Genomic DNA, 15768 nt, shown 5'->3' on the forward strand with positions numbered 1-15768 from the left:
AAGGAGAGCATTGTGACGAATCGACTCGGCGGACCGCTGGTGGGGGCCCTCGTGGGCCTTGCCGCCGCCGCCCTTGGCTCGGTGTTCCTCACCGGCGGGTTCGATCCGGTGACCTTGGCCGTCGCGGCCGGGTCGGTCGTCATCGCCGCCGTCGTGGCCCTCCTCACCGGACGGTCGATCGCCCCGCCCGCCGCGCAGCCGATGCCGCCGGTGTCGGCGCCGCCGGTCTCCGGTGCGCCGTTCGCGCCCGCCCAGGGCCCGGCGGCCGGTTCGGGTCCGATCCCGGTGCGGCAGCTGCAGGAACCGGCCCGCGCCGCCCAGGCCCTGTCCGACCGGAACGTCCTGGTCGAGGCGTGCATCTGGATGCGGGACCGCGCCACCTCCCCCGCGCTGGCGCAGCACTTGGACGGCGCGTTCTCGCGCGTCGGCGTGACCCCGGTGGACGCGACCGGGCAGCGGTTCGACCCGGCCGTGCACGAGGCCGGCGGCACCATCGCCGCCGGGTCCCCGGCCGAGGACGGCATCATCGCGCGCACCGAGCAGATCGGGTACACCGACCGCGGCCGCCTCATGCGCCACCCCATCGTCACCGTCTACCGCGGGCAGGTTCGAGCATGACCGACACCGCCACTCCGTCGCCGGCCGCGAAGCCGGCCCCGGCGAAGAAGACCGCCCCCGCGAAGCCGAACCCGGCCCAGGCGATCCACAAGCTGTGCGCCCGTGCCGCCAAGGCCGGCAACGCCTCGCTGCGGACCGTGGACGCCAAGGCCGCCGCCGAGGTCGACGAGGTCTCGCGCTGGCAGCCCGACAAGCCCGTCGCGGTCGTCGTCGGTGAGACCAAGCGCGGCAAGTCCTCGCTCGTGAACGCCCTCCTCGGCATGCCCGGCCTGTCCCCTGTGGACGCCCAGGTGGCGACCACGGCCTACCTCGAGTTCGCTTGGGCCGAGCAGGCGTCGGTGCGCGCCTGGCAGCCCGGCGCGGCCGACCCGATGCTCCTGGGCGTGGGCGACCTGCGCAACTGGGCGACCCGGCTGGGCACGATGCCCCCGGGCATGGTGCCGCCCAGGCGGATGCTCGTGGGCCACCCGTCGGCGCTGCTCAAGCACATGTCCGTCGTGGACACGCCGGGTACCGGCGGGCTCGACCCCGACCACGCCCAGATCGCGCTCGAAGCGGTCGCGCGGGCCACGTGCCTGATCATGGTCACCGACGCGTCGTCGCCGATGGCCAAGACCGAACTGGACTTCCTCACCGAGGCGTCCAAGCGCGTCAACTTCGTGGTCTTCGCTTTGACCAAGACCGACACGTACCCGGGTTGGCGCACGGTCATGGAGGAGAACCGGTCGCTGATCGAGGCGCACGCCCCCCGGTTCCGCAACGCCCCGCACTACCCGGTGTCGGCGATGCTCGCCGAGCACGCCCTCAACTCCCAGGGGCCCACCCGCCAGGCCCTCGCGAAGGAGTCGGGCATCGGGAAGATGCAGCGCGCCCTCGTGAAGGTCGCCACCGCCGGGAAGGCCCTGGTCGCCGCGAACGTCGTCCGCGCCGTGCGCACCGAGTTCCAGCGCCTCGCCGTCTCCGCCGCCGCCGACATGAAGGCCTACGACCCCGATCCCGAAGCCGCCAACCGGCTCAAGGAGGAGAAGAAGCAGGCCCTCGCGCTGCGCCGCACCGAGACGAAGAAGGCGAACCTGGCCCTGCGCGTGGAGACCCAGCGGGCCAAGATCGAAGTCCAGGGCCGCCTGCGCACGCATTTGCAGGAGCTCGAAGAGGCCCTTTTGGACGAGGTCGAGAAGGCCAACAAGGCCGCGCTCGAATCGCTGCCCAACCGGGTGGACATCGCCTTGCAGGGCATCGCCGCGCGCCTCTCGGGCGAGCTGCATCAGCGGTTCGTGCTCCTGGCCGAGCGCGTACTCCGGCAGGTGTTCAACGACGACGAGCTGCAGCAGGTCACCGGGTCGATCTCCGCCGGGCTCCGCACTGCCGCCTCGGGGCGGACCCGCCGCGACGCGGCCAACGACGGGGCGCTCCTGGTGGCCTCCTCCGCCGGCGTCGCCATGATGGCCGGACGGGTCGTCACCATGGGCGCCGGCGCGATCGGCCTCACCGCCGTCGCCGGCAGCGCCGCCGCGATCGCCCTCTCCGCCTCCGGTGTCGGCGTCGGCCTCGCCGCCGCCGCGTTCCTGCTGTACCGCCGCAAGATCCAAGGCGACCGCCAGGCCGCGAAGACGTGGATCCAGCGGATCATCGCCGAAGCGCGGGCGAACCTCAACGAGGAGATCAGCTTCCGGTTCACCGAGGTCGAGTTCGTGTTCAACTCCACGCTGGACGACGCCCTGGAGCGTCGCGCCGCCGAGTTCGACGCGCGCATCTCGGCCGCCGAGAACGCCCAGAAGGCCGACCAGGCCGCCCGGGCGAAGAAGCAGGCGGCGCTCAAGCAGCGCCGCGACTCCATGGCCTCCAAGGTCAAACAGCTCGACGAGGTGCTGGCCAAGGCCCGCACGCTCGTCCCAGGCGAGGAGGATGCGTGATGGATGAGTTCGATGCCTTCGACCCCGAAGCGGACGCGGACTTCGACACCGGCGACCTCGACGACGACGCGGACGCCCCCGCATTGGACGAGTTCGAGGACGGCGAGGTTCCCGGCGAGGACGACCTCGACGGATTCGCCTTCGACGGCGCCGAGACCGACTTCGCCGACGACGAGGTCCTCGACGAGGACTTCACCGCCGAGGCCGAATACGACGACGCCGAGGACGACACCGCCTCCGGCGACGAGACCGCTTACGCGGCAACGTATGAGGACCTGCTCGTCGACGAAGCCGACAACCCGCCGAGCTTCCCGCCCGAACTGGACCTGGACGTCCCCGAACCGGTCGACGGCTATCCGTGGGTCGACCTGGACGTGCTCGGCTCGGCCGAGGCCGAACCGTGGGTGAACACGGCCTCGGGCAGCTCGGTCGAGACCTCCGAGTACGCCATCGCCGACGTCGACGACCCGGCCGCCTCCGCGCTCGCGCGGTTCTGGCAGGGCTAGCACCGCACCACGGGCCGGCCCCGGCACGCCGCCCGCGCGGAAACGACAGCCCGCAATGGATTCGTCGCGGGTGCGCACTGTCCGATGTCACCACCGCTCCCCTGTCGCGGCAATGGTCGCTCGAATGGGCCCCCATCGCCCATCGAGTGCGCGTCTCCGCTCACTGCCGGTGGCGGAGAACGGCATTCGACGACCAGTGAAGTGCGGCGCGCCGCCCGCGACTGCGCAAGTTACCTCCACTGTGGCGCCGTGACGGCCCGGCGCCCGACCGGTGAGGCGCGAATGAGACGCATCCGTACGAAATTCTCGGACCTGGTAGCACCCAAAGCGGCGAACCGGCGGTAGATTGGCTCCATTACCGTCGAGACCGACGCCCGATTCCCCTCGTCGGGCAGCGGCCCGTCCCCGTACGACCGACCGGGAGCCGCGTGGTGAACGAACCAGACCACTACCGCGTCCTCGGGGTGAGCCCGCAGGCCGCGAAAGCCGAGATTCAAGCCGCCTACCGCCGGCGGCTGCGCGAGACCCACCCCGACCGCGGTGGCGACGAAGACGAGTTCCACCTCGTCCAAGGCGCCTGGGAGACCCTCTCCCACCCTGGGCAGCGCCGCGAGTACGACCTGCTGCGCTTCGGCCGCCGCGCCGCCCGCCGCTACGGCAAGGCCGCCGCCAAGCCCTCCCACCGCAAAGTCCGCGGCTGGAACGTCTCGCCGGCCCCGCAGCCGGCCGCCCAGGGCTTCCCCACCGAAGGCGCCCTCGTCGCCGTCCCCTGGCACGCGCGCCTGCGCCTGACCAGGCCCGTCCACCGGCCCTCCAGTTGGGCCGCAGGCGCATTCAGCGGCGCCGTCGCCGCCGTCTGGATCTTCTGCGGCCTGGGCTACCTCGGCCAGGCGCTCGCCGCCGACGGCTGGCTGTTCCTCGCGCTGGCCATCCCCGTGACGATCACGATCGCCATGATCGTGTTCGTCCAGACCAGCCGGGCCCTGCGCCGCCGCCCCGACTCCTCGCCGCACCCGCCCACCGGGCGGCTCGTCCTCGCGTTCCTGTTCGCCGCCGCCGTCATCTGGCTCGCCGGCCTCAGCACCCCGTGGGGCTGGGCCCTGGGCGTCTACGTCCTCACCGGCGCCGCTCTGGCGTGGACGGTGAAGCGCCTGCGGTACACGCTCGCGCTGCGCCGCTCGGTCGGCGGGGCACTGCGCCAGTTCAACGCCTTCGGGCCCGTGGGCACGCGCCCGAAGGCCGACAAGGCCACCGGGAAGCTCCTGCGCGAAGTCCTCTCGAACCTGCCCGCCGCGCGGCTGTTCGTCGCCCTGCCGGTCGACCTGGAGACGCGCGTGCCGCACGCGATCGTCTGCGGCGACCGGATCGCGCTGCTGTGCGCGCCGGTCGGACGCGACAGCGCCGACGTCGACTCGGTGAACCTCCCCGAAGCGGTCAAGGCGCTCGATGCGGCGCTGCCGGACGCGAACGTGCAGGGCTGGGTGCTGTGGCCGACCCTCCCCGAGACCGCCCGCGCGGGCGAGACCGCCGCGGTCCACGATGTCGCCGTCGGCCAGGCCGCCACCGACATCGGCCTGTGGCTCGCCGCGGGCGGCATGGTCTACGACCTGCCGGTGCTCCAGGCCCTGCGGATGCGCCTCGCGGCCGTCCCGGCCCCGCGCACCGGCGACCGGGCCCCGGTCGTACAGACCTGAGAGCTGGTCCACCGCAAGGTAACCATGCGGTTCGTGAGCAATCGCACCCTCCACACGGGCGCCCGGCGCCAGTACAGTGCAGGCTGTGAACGCCACCGACCGAGCCGCCGATGCCGCACCTAGGGACGCTGCCGGCGCCGGAGGCGAAGGCCGGCCCGGTATCGGCGGTGCCGTGAGCGGTCGCCGACCCGGCGCCGACGACGGCTCGACCGCGGCTGGACGCGCCGACGCGGCAGTCGCCGATAGTGTCGCGCCGGCCATCACCGCGCGCGCCGACGCGATCGTCGCCTCGCGTCTGCGGTCCGCCGCCGCCCGCGAGCCGCTGCCTGGCAAGGCGACCGGGTCCACCGCCGCCGAACTCGCCGCGTCCCTCAGCGCCGGTTCGCCCCACGCGGCACGGTTCGCCGCCGAGATCGCCGCCGCCGTGCGCGGAACCGCTCTCGCTTTGCAAGCGGCGCAACCGCATCCGACCGACCTGTGGGCGGCCGCGAGTGCCGCGCACGCAGACCCGTCCGTATGGTTCGAGCAAGCGGTCCTGCTGGGTCACCCGACCCACCCGCTCGCGCGTTCACGCGGCGAGCTGACCGATGAGGAGATCCACGCGTACGCGCCCGAGCACCGGGCCCGGTTCGCTTTGGGCCGTTATCGGCTGCCGCCGTTGACGATTTGGGAGGGATGGGGCGTCGCGGACGGCGGCGTCGAGTTCGGCCTGATCCCGGTCCATCCGTGGCAGGCGGCCCGGCGCGGCCTCACCGGCCCCGAGCGGACCTGGCCGGACGCCGCTCCACTCATGAGCCTGCGAACGATCTCGACCGGAGACCTCCACGTCAAGACCGCCGTTGACCTGCAGCTGACCTCGGCGGTCCGCCACGTCTCGCTCCCGGCCGCACGCAACGGCCGCTGGGTTTACGAGCGCCTCGCGGCGCCCGCGGCGAAGCTCGGCATCACTCTCATGCCCGAGCGCTCCGCACTGCACCGCCCGCTCGGCGAGGGCTACCGATGGGCGCCCGGAAGCGACTTCGACACCGGGTTGGCCGCCATCGTCCGCCCCGCCCCCCACACCATCGGACACCCGCGAGCGGTCCCGCTCGCCGCGCTGGCCGAGCCCGATCCCTCATCCGGCCGTCCGATCGCCGCCGCCCTCGCCGGAGACGACCTCGAATCCTGGTGGGAGGCACTCGCCGCCACACTGTTGGACCCGCTGCGGCTGTTCGCCGACACCGGTGTCGCGCTCGAGGCGCACGGCCAGAACACCCTCGCCTCCTTCACCGGCGACCGACCGGCCGCACTCGTGTACCGGGACTTCGGCGGCATCCGCGTCCCGCCCGACGACTTCCCCGGCGTCACCGGCGACCTGCCCGAACCCGACCCCGAGGCCAGGTTGACGAAGCTCCTCGCCGCCCTGTTCCCGACCACGCTCACCGCGATCGTCGACGCGCTCGCCGACTGGACCGGCACCGACCCGGGCCGGTGGTGGTCCACCGTCGCGAGCGCGGTCCGCGACCTCGACCTGGGCGACGCCATCGAGGGCGCGGTCCTGCGCAAGCCGTGGCCGATCAAGGCCACCACCGCGATGCGCCTGGCCGACAACCCGACCGCCGACATCTGGGTCCACATCGACAACCCCCTGGCGGCGGCGTGAACCTCGCCTCGCAGATCAAGGCCGCCGCCTGGCGCGAGAACCTCGGCGGCTACCGCGACCGGCCGAAACCTGACGGGGCAAGGGAAGGCGCCTTCGACCAACTCGACGTCGACGGGCCCGACGAGGACCCGGTGAAGACGCTCGAGGAGATCCTCGGATCGGCCGTGCCCGAGCACCTCGCCGCCGAACTCCATGCCGCGCACGACGGCCTGGCCGACGCCCGGACCCGCGCGGCCAGACGCAACCGGCACTTCGCCGCGCTGGCGGCCCGGGCCGGGGCCGGGACCCTCGCAGAGCTCATCGCCGCGTGCTCGCACGACGCCCACACCGCCACGCGGCTGCTCGAAACCCTCGCCACCGAAGGGCACCAACTGCATCCGTGCGCGCGCACCCGCCTCGGCTGGGACCGCCACGACCGGGAGCGCTACGACCTGGAGGCAACCCGCCCGGTCCGGGTCCGGCTCATCGCCGACCGGGCCGGGATTCTGGAGCGCTCCGGCGACGACTTCCGCGACCACCCGATGCTGCACGGCCTCGACCTGCCCGACCCGGTCCTGCCGGTGCACCCCTGGCAGTTGGAGCACCGGATCCTCCCCGGCTACCGGGAGCTGTTCGACTCCGGGAAGCTGCGGGTCATGGACGAGACCGTCCCCGCCTGGCCGACCGCCGCCATCCGCACCCTCGCCGGACACGACCACCCCGGGTTCCTCAAGCTGGCCTTGGGCATCCACATCACCTCCACGCGCCGCGACATCTCCCCCGCCACCGCGCTGCTGGGCCCGCGCCTGTCAGGCCTGCTGGGATTCCTCCACCGCGTCGACGAAGACGAGCAGGCATCGCGGCACCGGATCATCCACGACACCGCGGGGGCCTGGCTGCCCGGTTCACGCGAGCTCACCGCACTCGGCCGCATGCCGCTGCCGGCGTCCACGGGCACCGTGTGCGTTCCCGCGACGGCCCTGACCGCGACCTCCCCGGTCACGGGCATGAGCCTCGCCGCCGAGTACGCCCAGTGGTCGGGCGACCCGGAGGCGTGGATCCGCCGCTACGCGCTGCTGTTCGCGCGCCCGGTCCTGCACTTGGCCGCGAAGGGCATCGGCCTGGAGGCGCACCTGCAGAACAGCCTCGTCGCGATGCGCGGCCCCGACCCGGTCTACCCGATCACCCGCGACTTCGGCGGCGCCCGCATCCACCTCCCGACCCTGCCGTGGAGGCTCGAACTGCCCGAAGGCAGCCCCGTCAACGCCCACGGCATCGACCAGGTCCGGTCCAAAGTGGCGTACACGCTGTTCCAGAACCACTTCGCCGCCCTCGTCGCCGTCCTCGAACGGGACCTCGGGCTCGACGGGGCCGCGTTCTGGGCCGACCTGGCCGACCACGTCGCCGCCCTCACGAGCCCGGCCGACCGCGACTACTACCTGGCCCCCCGCCAGCCCACCAAGGCGCTGCTGACCATGCGCCTGCACCCGGGCGAAGAGATCGAGACCCTCGTGGACAACCCACTCGCCAAGCCCCGCAAGCCGATCCTCGACCACCCCGCGCTCGACGAAGCGGTCAAGGCACTGCCGTCCCCCTCGAGCGCGTGGATCTACGACCCGGCCGCCTTCACCGCCCGCCTCGCGGGACTGCGCGAGGCCCTCGCAGGGCACACCGTCCTGTACGCGATGAAGGCCTGCGCGAACCCGGCGATCCTCGCCGCCGCCGCACAGCACGCCGACGGGATCGAATGCGCCTCCCTCGGCGAGCTCACCGCCGCCCGCGCCGCGGGCGCCGCCCGGCTCGCGTTCTCCGGCCCCGCCAAAAGCACTGCTGATTTCGCCGCCGCGGCCGCAATCGACCTGCCGCTCACCGTCCACGCCGAAAGCGCACGCGAACTCCGCGGCCTCGCCGATGCCGGCTATGCAGGGCCGGTCGCCTTGCGCGTCAACCGCGGACGGGCACTGCCGGGCACGCACCAGATGACCGGCGCCCCCACGCCGTTCGGCATCGACGAAGACCAGGTCTTCCCCGCCGTCAACCTCGCCCAGCGCCTCGGACTGCAGGTCACCGGTTTCCATCTGCACGCCGTCTCGAACTGCCTCGACGCCGCCGCCTACGCCGCTCATGTCCGCGAGTCGATCGCCTGGGCGCACACAGCGGCCCGGAGCCGCTTCGACCTGCGGTACGTCAACGTCGGCGGCGGACTCGGCGCCGATCCCCGCGGCGACGCCATCGACCTGCGGGCACTGGCAGAGGGACTGCGCGGCATCGACACCGGCGGCGCCGAACTCGTCTTCGAGCCCGGCCGGTACCTCGCCGCGCCCGCGGGCTGGTACGTGGCCGAAGTCGTCGACGTGAAGACCGTGCGCGGTCAGGTCTTCGCGCTCGTGCGCGGCGGCACGCACCACTTCCGGCTGCCCGCCGCATGGGGCTACTCGCATCCGTTCACCGTCGCGCCCGGCCCGCGCCGCGAAAAGGTATGGGCCGATGTGGACGTGCGCGTGTGCGGTGAGCTGTGCACCCCTCGGGATGTGCTCAACGGCGGCCAGCGCGTCGCCGCGCTGGCCGTGGGCGACCGGCTGGTGTTCGCGAATGCCGGCGCGTACGGCTGGGAGATCTCCCACGACCGGTTCCTGGGGCACGCCGGGCCCGAGCAGGTCGTCATCGGCTGATCGGCGGATACCCAAGCGCTCGTAGGCGACTACGATGAAGGCCCGACGCAGACGCGCCGTCCGGCCCGGCGGCGCTCACGACAGCCTCGATCCCTCATTGAGGAGTCCGCATGCCCAATCGGCGTCACGCTCGACGGACGCACCGCGATGCCGCGAAGCTGGCGGCCGCGGGCAACCATCAAGGCGCCCTCGCCGTCTACGCGCATGCCGAAGGCGAGTTCCGGGGCTGCCTGGCGGTGCATCCCGAGGACCGGGCGACGCGCAGCGATTTCGCCGAGCTGCTGGCCAATCTGGCCGCTTCGCATGCGGCCGTGGGTGAGAAGAGCGAAGCGTATGCGGCGCAGCGCGAACGGGTCGCGATCACGATGAGTCTGCAAACAGGGCCGGTGGAACGGGCCGCGGCGCGGCTGGACTTGGCCGAGGCCGCCGTGGCGGCGGGGCGGTTGCTGACGGCGGCGATCGAGGCCGATGCGGCCTTGGACCTGCTCGACGATGTGGACCCGGCCGATCCGACGAGTCCGGGGTTCACGACGCTGGCGGATGCGCTCGCGCGGTCGGCGCGGGTGTTCACGCGCGCGGCCGACCCGGATCTGGCGCTGGGCGCGGCCGATCAGGCCGCCCGGATGCTCATCGCCGCTCGGCGGGCCGCGCCGGGCGGGTTCGGCGCCGACGGCATCGGGCTGGACGGTACCGCCGTGCTGCTGCGCGACAGTCTGAGACTGGCTGCGGCGCTGCATGCGGCGGCCGGTCGCGGGGCGCACGCGCGGGGTGCGGCCGAACTGCTCGCGAAGCATTTCCCGGGGGTCGAACCGGTAGCGGCCGCAGCGCCGTTGACGTTGCGCGGGGCGTTGGAGACGGCGCTGCGCATGGGGGCGTTCCTCGATGCGGGTTTGATCGGCCGGCTGTGCCCCGATCCGGCCGGGCACGCGGCCGCGCCCACGGTGAGTGCCCGCTGCGACCTCGGTCTCGCCGCTGTCGCACTCCATGCGGCCGAGCCGGCGGTGGACGCGCTCGCGCCGACGCATCCGAACCTGGCGTGGCGCATCGCGACGGAGGTGCACTATCTGCTGACGGCGGCCGACCGGCAGGGCGAGCGGAACCTGCATTTGAACTTCCGCGACCACGGGCCGGCCTGGTTGTCGATGCTCATGGCGCTCACGGCGACCGGTAAGCAGGGGCCGATCATGGGTGATCTGGCGACGGCGCTGGCGGAGTTGTGCGAGCGGCTGCATACGCGTCATGCGGCGGCCGATCACGAGCCGCTGGTGGTCGCGGCGACCCGGTTCATCGCCGTCCATGCGGATCAGTGGCGCTGAGGTTCAGCGTTCGGTGCCGAGCCAGCCGGGGGCGTCGAGGCGGAACAGTTCGCCGGGGGCGAGGGTGCGCAGGTCGGCGTGGAGGGCGGCGAGGCGTTCTTCGCCGATGGTCTGGGCCCATTGAGTTTGGATCGCGTCGAAGCTCTTGGCGGAGAGGGCGAGGACTTCGACGCCTTTGGCGGTGAGGCGCACGAGTTTGCGGCGGGCGTCGGCGGTGTCGGCGGCGCGTTCGACGTAGCCCTGCTTCTCGAGGTTGGCGATGGTCTTGCCGGCGGCTTGCTTGCTGACGCCCAGACGCGCGGCGAGTTCGACCGCGGTGGTGCCGTGGGTGCCGATGGCCTGGAAGACGAAGCCGTGCATGGGCCGGAAGTCGGGGTGGCCTTGGCGGGCGAGGTCGGCGTGGGTGGCGTCGATGATGGCGCGGAAGGCGGCGAAGAGCCGCAGCGGGAGTTCGTAGCCGGGGGTCGCCTCAACCATGATCGACAACCTGGTTTACTATATGGGTAACCATGTTGACCATCTTAGGAGCATCCCTCTTGCGCATCATCCGCAGCACCGAATCCCGCCGCTCCGAGACCCCCGCGGCGGTCATGACCACCTTCGCCTCCCCCGCCCTCGGCGGCGCCACCGCACCGGTCTGGAAGGTCGAGGCCGCGGCGGGGACCGCCGGTCCCTTGCACCACATCGACACCGAGCAGGTCTGGGCCGTCCTCGAAGGCACTGTTGCCGTGGCTGTGGACGGCGGGGGCGCCGAGCTGGCCGCGGGCGACACCGTTGTGATCGCCGCCGACGCGGCCCGTCAGTTCACGCCCGGCCCCGAAGGCTTCGCCGCGATCGTCACCGGCCCGGCCGGCATGCAGGCCTATATGCCCGGCAAGGAGGACGCGAAGATGACCCCGCCCTGGACGGCTTAGGCCCCGCGGCGCCGCTCGGTGTAGGCGCGCAGCGCCCGCAGGAAGTCGATGTGCCGGAAGCCGGGCCAGTAGACGTCGCAGAAGTACAGTTCGGCGCCCGCCGACTGCCACAGCAGGAAGCTCGAGAGGCGCCGTTCGCCGCTGGTGCGGATGATGAGGTCGGCTTCGGGCAGGTCGGGCGTGTACCGGTGCGCGCCGATGTCGGCCGCGGTCAGGCGCGCGGCGAGGTCGCCGATCGCGGTGCCCGCGGCCGCTTCGGATTCGAGCAGGGAGCGGACGGCGTCGACGATCTCGTCCTGGCCGTCGTAGCCGATGGCGACCGTGAGGTGCCCGCCGGTGCGGTCCTCGGTGGCCCCGCATGCGGCTTTGAGGGCGTGCGCGGTGGTGTCGGGCAGGTGGTCGAGCGTCCCGGCGATGTGGAGCCGCCACTGGTTGCCCGCTCGCATGAGGCGTTCGGCGACGATCTCCTCGATCATCGACATCAGGTGCGCGACTTCGCCGCTGCCGCGTTTCTGGAGGTTGTCGGTGGAGGCGACGTAGACGGTGACGTGCCCGATGCCCACGCCCGCGCACCAGTCGAGGAGGTCCTCGAGGTGCTCGGCGCCGTAGCGGTGGCCGATGCCCGGATCCGCGAAGCCCATCTGGCGGGCCCAGCGGCGGTTCCCGTCCATGGCGACGGCGACGTGCTGCGGGAGCAGGTCGCCGTTGAGCTTGCGGCGCAGGCGCCTCGCGTAGTACCGGTACAGCCATTGGGGTGCGCGCATGCCCGACAGCTTATCGAATGTCGCGTGCGGGGCGGCCCGATCGGGCCGCCCCGCTGCGGTTTACAGGTTCGCTTCGGCGTAGGCGTCCATCGCCGCCCGCATGTACTCGGCGAAGCCTTCGCCCACTTGGTCGTAGGTGTCCTTGAAGCGCGGCTCCTCGGTGTACAGCGCCCCGAGTCCCTTGTAGGCCTCGGCGGTCGGCTGGTCGCCCCAGTGCTTGGCGATGAGCCAGTAGTGGTCGACCACGACTTCCTGCACGTCGTTGTCGTCCGGTGCCCTGCCTGCGGCGCGAAGTGCGTTGAGGCGGTCGTTGATGTCGTTGAACGCCTCGGGGATCGCGCGGCGCTCTTCGGGGGTCAGCTCCTGCAGGACGTTCCAGGAGCGTTCGACCACGGCCTGGCCCCAGCGTTTGCGGGCCTCGTCGCGGTAGGCGGCTTCGGTGGCGGGGTCGAGCCCGCCGAACCAGGTTTCGGGTGCCATGGGTCGGCCTCCTTCGAGTTGTCGGATGGTCGCGTCGACGGTGGCCGCGAGGCGGTCGAGGCGGGTGCGTTCGGCGTCGAGCTCGGCCGCGTGGCGGCGGAGCGCCTCGACCGGGGCGAGGTCGCCTTCGAGGATTTCGGCGACCGTGTCCAGGCGCAGGCCCAGCCGTTTGAGCAGGAGGATCTGCTGCAGGCGCAGCAGTTCGGCCTTCCCGTAGCGGCGCAGTCCCCCGTGCCCGTGCGAGGCCGGGGCCAGGAGGCCGATGGCGTCGTAGTGGCGCAGGGTGCGCGCCGAGACGCCGGCCAGGCGGGCGACCTCGGCGGTCGTCCAGAGGTCCATCGTCAGCGCTCCTTCGTTCGTCGTGCGGTATCGACGGTAGGGGCTGACGCAGCGTCAACCGCAAGCGTGACGAAGAGAGACGCGTGTCACCGTCAAGTGCCGCGACCTCGCCGCGCCCGGGTCGTTGTTTACATGGGGCGGCATTGATCCACTCACGTGGGGCGTATTCCACCTTGGGTCTCCCCGCTCACGCGGGGCAGGAGAAACGAGAAGCCCCCCGGCAGCGCCGGGGGGCTTCTTCGCGTTCGGTGCTATGCGGCGCGGACCGCGGCCTTGCGGAAGTCGCGGTTGAGCTTGCCGATGACGTCGAGCCCGATCTCCTTGGGGCACGCGGCGGCGCATTCGCCGGTGTTGGTGCACCCGCCGAAGCCGGCCTCGTCGTGGGCGGCGACCATGCCGAGCACGCGGGTGGCCCGCTCGGGCTGGCCCTGCGGCATCAGGCTCAGGTGGGTCACCTTGGCGCCCATGAAGAGCATGCCCGAGCCGTTGGGGCAGGCGGCGACGCAGGCGCCGCAGCCGATGCATTCGGCGGCGCTGAACGCGGCGTCGGCGTCCTGCTTCGCGATCGGCACGGCGTGCGCGTCGGGCGCGGTCCCGGTCGGCGCGGAGATGTAGCCGCCGGCCTGGATGATCTTGTCGAACGCGGAGCGGTCGACGACGAGGTCCTTGACGACCGGGAACGCCCCGGCCCGCCACGGCTCGATGTCGATCGCGTCGCCGTCCTTGAACTTGCGCATGTGCAGCTGGCAGGTCGTGGTCGCGGCCTGCGGGCCGTGCGGCTGCCCGTCGATCACCAGCGAGCACGCGCCGCAGATGCCCTCGCGGCAGTCGTGGTCGAACGCGACCGGGTCTTCACCCTCGCTGATGAGGCGCTCGTTGAGGACGTCGAGCATCTCCAGGAACGAGGCGTCCTCGGAGACCTCGTCGATCTCGTAGGACACCATCTTGCCCTTGGCGGCGGCGTCGGGCTGACGCCAGATTCGCAGAGACAGCTTCACTTGTAGCTCCGTTGGGTGGGGTGCACGTATTCGAACTCGAGGGCTTCTTTGTGGAGGATGGGCTCGTCGCCCCCGAACTCCCAGGCGGCGACGTACGAGAAGTTGTCGTCGTCGCGCTTGGCCTCGCCCTCGTCGGTCTGCGACTCGGCGCGGAAGTGCCCGCCGCAGGACTCGGTGCGGTGCAGGGCGTCGATGCACATCAGCTCGCCCAGTTCGAAGAAGTCCGCGACGCGCCCGGCCTTCTCCAGCTGCTGGTTGAGCTCCTCGGCGCCGCCGGTGACCTTGACGCGCTTGTAGAACTCGTCCTTGAGGTCGCGGATGAGCCCGATGGCCTTGCGCAGGCCCTCGTCGGTGCGTTCCATCCCGCAGTACTCCCACATGATCTTGCCCAGTTCGCGGTGGAAGGAGTCCACGGTGCGGTCGCCGTCGTTGTTCAGGAAGAACGCGATGCGGTCGTCGACCTCCTTGCGGGCGGCCACCACCGCCTCGTGGTCTTCCTCGACCTTCTCGAACGGGCCGTCGGCGAGGTAGTCCGAGATCGTGTTGGGCAGCACGAAGTAGCCGTCGGACAGGCCCTGCATGAGCGCCGAGGCGCCCAGGCGGTTGGCGCCGTGGTCGGAGAAGTTCGCCTCGCCGGTCACGAACAGGCCGGGGATGTTCGAGGACAGGTCGTAGTCGACCCACAGGCCGCCCATGGTGTAGTGCACGGCCGGGTAGATGCGCATGGGGCGCTCGTACGGGTTCTCGCCGGTGATCCGCTCGTACATGTCGAACAGGTTGCCGTACTTGGCTTCCACGGCCTTCTTGCCGAGGCGTTCGATGGCGCCGGCGAAGTCCAGGTACACGCCGAGCCCGCCGGGGCCGACCCCGTGGCCCTCGTCGCAGACCACTTTGGCCGCACGCGAGGCGATGTCGCGCGGCACCAGGTTCCCGAACGCCGGGTAACGGCGCTCCAGGTAGTAGTCGCGTTCGTCCTCGGGGATGTCCGCGGGGTGGCGGTCGTCGCCGCGCTGCTTGGGCACCCAGACGCGGCCGTCGTTGCGCAGGCTCTCGGACATGAGGGTGAGCTTCGACTGGTGGTCGCCCGACTGCGGGATGCAGGTGGGGTGGATCTGCGTGTAGCAGGGGTTGGCGAAGTAGGCGCCCTTGCGGTGCGCCCTCCAGCCGGCGGTGACGTTGCAGCCCATGGCGTTCGTCGACAGGAAGTACACATTCCCGTACCCGCCGGTGGCGAGGACGACGGCGTCGGCGAGCTCGGTGGAGATCTCGCCGGTGACCAGGTCGCGCACGACGATGCCGCGGGCCTTGCCCTCGACGATGATCAGTTCGAGCATCTCGTGGCGGGTGTGCAGGTCCACCGTGCCGGCCGCGACCTGGCGCTGCAGGGCCTGGTAGGCGCCGAGCAGGAGCTGCTGGCCGGTCTGGCCGCGGGCGTAGAACGTGCGCGAGACCTGCGCGCCGCCGAAGGAGCGGTTGTCGAGCAGGCCGCCGTATTCGCGGGCGAAGGGCACGCCCTGGGCGACGCACTGGTCGATGATCTCGGTCGAGACCTCGGCGAGGCGGTGCACGTTCGACTCGCGGGAGCGGAAGTCGCCGCCCTTGACGGTGTCGTAGAACAGGCGGTGGACGCTGTCGCCGTCGTTGCGGTAGTTCTTCGCGGCGTTGATGCCGCCCTGCGCGGCGATGGAGTGGGCGCGGCGGGCCGAGTCCTGGAAGCAGTAGTTCGCGACCCGGTAGCCCAGCTCGCCGAGCGTCGCGGCGGCGGAGGCGCCAGCGAGGCCGGTGCCGACGACGATGACGCGGAGCTTGCGGCGGTTGGCGGGGTTGACCAGGCGCCCGGAGAAGCGGCGCTTCTCCCAGCGTTCACTGATGGGCCCCGCGGGGGCCTTGGTGTCGAGGGCGGGTTCGCCCTCGCGGTAGTAGTCCATGCTCA

General features: G+C 71.9%; 13 protein-coding genes. 8 read left to right on the forward strand and 5 right to left on the reverse strand.

The genetic code is table 11. The annotated features are described in order from the left end of the window. Positions 1 to 12: 12 nt before the first annotated feature. From ACFO8M_RS16385 to ACFO8M_RS16415, 7 genes are all read left to right on the forward strand, one after another. Entirely contained in the window at positions 13 to 618 is a 606-nt protein-coding gene (locus tag ACFO8M_RS16385) for a nucleotide exchange factor GrpE (protein WP_387977498.1), read from the forward strand. Then, complete coding sequence (locus ACFO8M_RS16390; RefSeq protein ID WP_387977500.1) at positions 615 to 2531, forward strand: dynamin family protein; 1917 nt, start codon at positions 615 to 617, stop codon at positions 2529 to 2531. Before ACFO8M_RS16385 ends, ACFO8M_RS16390 begins: the two co-directional genes overlap by 4 nt. Beyond that, positions 2531 to 3037 carry a hypothetical protein gene (locus ACFO8M_RS16395; RefSeq protein ID WP_387977502.1) on the forward strand — a complete coding sequence of 169 codons (507 nt, stop codon included), beginning with the start codon at positions 2531 to 2533 and terminating at the stop codon, positions 3035 to 3037. Before ACFO8M_RS16390 ends, ACFO8M_RS16395 begins: the two co-directional genes overlap by 1 nt. A 431-nt stretch (positions 3038 to 3468) precedes the next feature. After that, complete coding sequence (locus ACFO8M_RS16400) at positions 3469 to 4731, forward strand: DnaJ domain-containing protein (RefSeq protein WP_387977504.1); 1263 nt, start codon at positions 3469 to 3471, stop codon at positions 4729 to 4731. 85 nt (positions 4732 to 4816) lie between these two features. Beyond that, on the forward strand, positions 4817 to 6373 hold the full coding sequence (locus ACFO8M_RS16405) for an IucA/IucC family protein (RefSeq protein WP_387977506.1): 1557 nt from the start codon (positions 4817 to 4819) through the stop codon (positions 6371 to 6373). Further along, positions 6370 to 9024, forward strand: coding sequence for an IucA/IucC family protein (locus tag ACFO8M_RS16410; RefSeq protein ID WP_387977508.1), 2655 nt, complete (start codon positions 6370 to 6372; stop codon positions 9022 to 9024). Before ACFO8M_RS16405 ends, ACFO8M_RS16410 begins: the two co-directional genes overlap by 4 nt. 110 nt (positions 9025 to 9134) lie before the next feature. Next, positions 9135 to 10340: a hypothetical protein gene (locus ACFO8M_RS16415; protein ID WP_387977510.1), complete on the forward strand. Its 1206-nt coding sequence runs from the start codon at positions 9135 to 9137 to the stop codon at positions 10338 to 10340. Positions 10341 to 10343: 3 nt separating this feature from the next. On the opposite strand, the gene ACFO8M_RS16420 is transcribed toward ACFO8M_RS16415, so the two are convergent. Beyond that, the gene (locus ACFO8M_RS16420; protein WP_387977512.1) at positions 10344 to 10817 is read right to left on the reverse strand and encodes a MarR family winged helix-turn-helix transcriptional regulator; all 474 of its coding nucleotides are present in this window, start codon (positions 10815 to 10817) and stop codon (positions 10344 to 10346) included. 59 nt (positions 10818 to 10876) lie between these two features. On the opposite strand from ACFO8M_RS16420, the gene ACFO8M_RS16425 reads away from it, so the two are divergent. Beyond that, positions 10877 to 11254 (forward strand): cupin domain-containing protein, encoded by a 378-nt coding sequence (locus ACFO8M_RS16425; protein WP_387977514.1) that lies wholly within the window; start codon positions 10877 to 10879, stop codon positions 11252 to 11254. On the opposite strand, the gene uppS is transcribed toward ACFO8M_RS16425, so the two are convergent. The 4 genes from uppS to ACFO8M_RS16445 all read right to left on the reverse strand — a co-directional run bounded on the left by uppS (position 11251) and on the right by ACFO8M_RS16445 (position 15763). Beyond that, on the reverse strand, positions 11251 to 12018 hold the full coding sequence (gene uppS, locus ACFO8M_RS16430) for a polyprenyl diphosphate synthase (protein ID WP_387977516.1): 768 nt from the start codon (positions 12016 to 12018) through the stop codon (positions 11251 to 11253). The two genes, ACFO8M_RS16425 and uppS, sit on opposite strands and share 4 nt — an antisense overlap. 60 nt (positions 12019 to 12078) lie before the next feature. After that, positions 12079 to 12837, reverse strand: coding sequence for a MerR family transcriptional regulator (locus ACFO8M_RS16435; RefSeq protein WP_387977517.1), 759 nt, complete (start codon positions 12835 to 12837; stop codon positions 12079 to 12081). Positions 12838 to 13088: 251 nt separating this feature from the next. Further along, positions 13089 to 13835, reverse strand: a complete 747-nt coding sequence (locus ACFO8M_RS16440; RefSeq protein ID WP_387977519.1) for a succinate dehydrogenase/fumarate reductase iron-sulfur subunit — start codon at positions 13833 to 13835, stop codon at positions 13089 to 13091. Next, on the reverse strand, positions 13832 to 15763 hold the full coding sequence (locus ACFO8M_RS16445; protein ID WP_387977520.1) for a fumarate reductase/succinate dehydrogenase flavoprotein subunit: 1932 nt from the start codon (positions 15761 to 15763) through the stop codon (positions 13832 to 13834). The genes ACFO8M_RS16440 and ACFO8M_RS16445 overlap by 4 nt, the downstream gene beginning before the upstream one ends. Positions 15764 to 15768: the final 5 nt, after the last annotated feature.

The sequence above is a fragment of the Glycomyces rhizosphaerae genome, assembly GCF_042647865.1.
Classification (GTDB): Bacteria; Actinomycetota; Actinomycetes; order Mycobacteriales; family Micromonosporaceae; genus Glycomyces; species Glycomyces rhizosphaerae.

Bases quoted from the DNA above. Each gene is read 5' to 3' on its own strand.
- ACFO8M_RS16435 (WP_387977517.1), bottom strand. From the start codon at position 12,837: ATGGACCTCTGGACGACCGCCGAGGTCGCCCGCCTGGCCGGCGTCTCG.
- ACFO8M_RS16390 (WP_387977500.1), top strand. From the start codon at position 615: ATGACCGACACCGCCACTCCGTCGCCGGCCGCGAAGCCGGCCCCGGCG.
- uppS (WP_387977516.1), bottom strand. From the start codon at position 12,018: ATGCGCGCACCCCAATGGCTGTACCGGTACTACGCGAGGCGCCTGCGC.
- ACFO8M_RS16395 (WP_387977502.1), top strand. From the start codon at position 2,531: ATGGATGAGTTCGATGCCTTCGACCCCGAAGCGGACGCGGACTTCGAC.
- ACFO8M_RS16415 (WP_387977510.1), top strand. From the start codon at position 9,135: ATGCCCAATCGGCGTCACGCTCGACGGACGCACCGCGATGCCGCGAAG.
- ACFO8M_RS16420 (WP_387977512.1), bottom strand. From the start codon at position 10,817: ATGGTTGAGGCGACCCCCGGCTACGAACTCCCGCTGCGGCTCTTCGCC.
- ACFO8M_RS16445 (WP_387977520.1), bottom strand. From the start codon at position 15,763: ATGGACTACTACCGCGAGGGCGAACCCGCCCTCGACACCAAGGCCCCC.